General features: G+C 42.8%; 2 protein-coding genes. One reads left to right on the top strand and one right to left on the bottom strand.

Annotation, left to right across the window (positions count from 1 at the left end):
* Positions 1-88, top strand: an 88-nt coding sequence (locus P2G85_RS21515) for an IS3 family transposase (protein WP_345795446.1), incomplete at its 5' end; no start/stop codon positions are given.
* Between the two features lie 615 nt (positions 89-703).
* Here P2G85_RS21515 and P2G85_RS21470 read toward each other — a convergent pair.
* A complete protein-coding gene (locus tag P2G85_RS21470; RefSeq protein WP_038891726.1) occupies positions 704-967 on the bottom strand; it encodes a hypothetical protein in 264 nt (87 codons plus the stop codon).
* Positions 968-1,134 lie beyond the last annotated feature (167 nt).

Below are 1,134 nucleotides of genomic sequence, written 5' to 3'. Positions count from 1 at the left end.
CATAGAGGTTGATTATAATCGGACGAGAAGGCACAGTGCTCTTGGGTATCTAAGCCCAGTTAACTTTGAACAACAAAATGTCACTTAATGAAGTGTCCAGTCTGGCTGGAGCAGATCACTTTTAAGCAATTTGTTAGTACATGCGCTACCTCTATTTATGCGCTCCAAGATATTGAAAAGTGGCATGATATGAAAGGCTTTGAACACTGAAGTGAGACGGGCAGCTACAAAACTTTACACCGATTAAGAGAGGAAAGTTTGCTAGAAGAAAAACGCACTGAACTGCCCAACTTTCACTAGCTTCAAATTAGAAAAGGATTCTTTCCTCGTACTTCAACAGCCACACCAAAAGTAACCAAGGTTCTCTCAAAAGCCACCACGAAAATGAAGAAGCGCCAAAGAAATAGGCTAAGAGTTAGAAGCCGTAAACGGTGAAATCAAAGCGAACACTCCGCATATAGTGCCACCGGAAAGAACGTGAAAGGCACTAACTGAAAGGTGTAAATACGAGCGCCAAAACAGATAAACACCAAAACTTATGACCTTTGATGTCAAACCCGTACTAACGCCCGCTTAAGTGGTGAGCAACGCAATGCGATATCTCTGCAAACCACCTAAATCACTAAATTTGCCGCAAGCCACAAATGCCACGCGTTGCGAATCCGTCTTGAAGCGCTTGTTATACGAACGTACTGATAGATAACTAAAACCTAGTTTCAAACTCGACTTCAACTTTTCCGTTCGGATGCCAAATAACTTTTACATTTTTTATGTAACCCGCAGCAAACCCACCGATGAACGCGCCTACTAAAGAGCCAACTAATGCACCTTGCGCACCACCTAGTTTAGCACCCACCCAAGCCCCAACAGCAGCACCACCTAAGATTAAAAGAGCACTGCTCACTGTTACTTCTTTTTTTTCGTTTAAATCATTTCCTACAGTGCCCAGAGTTTTTGTACTTGCCATATATTTCCTATTGTTTTTCTGGTTGCTGAACTTTGTCAGTTCGTATAACGCCGCGTTAAGTAGTGAGCAACGCTGCCACTGAACCTAACCTATTGTGCCGTAAACACTAAAGCTGACTCAAACCAAAAATGCCGAGCGTTGCGAATCTGTCTTAAACGCCTTGTTAT

Source organism: Vibrio sp. CAU 1672 (assembly GCF_029223195.1).
GTDB lineage: Bacteria > Pseudomonadota > Gammaproteobacteria > Enterobacterales > Vibrionaceae > Vibrio.
This window is presented reverse-complemented; position numbering and strand designations above follow the sequence as displayed.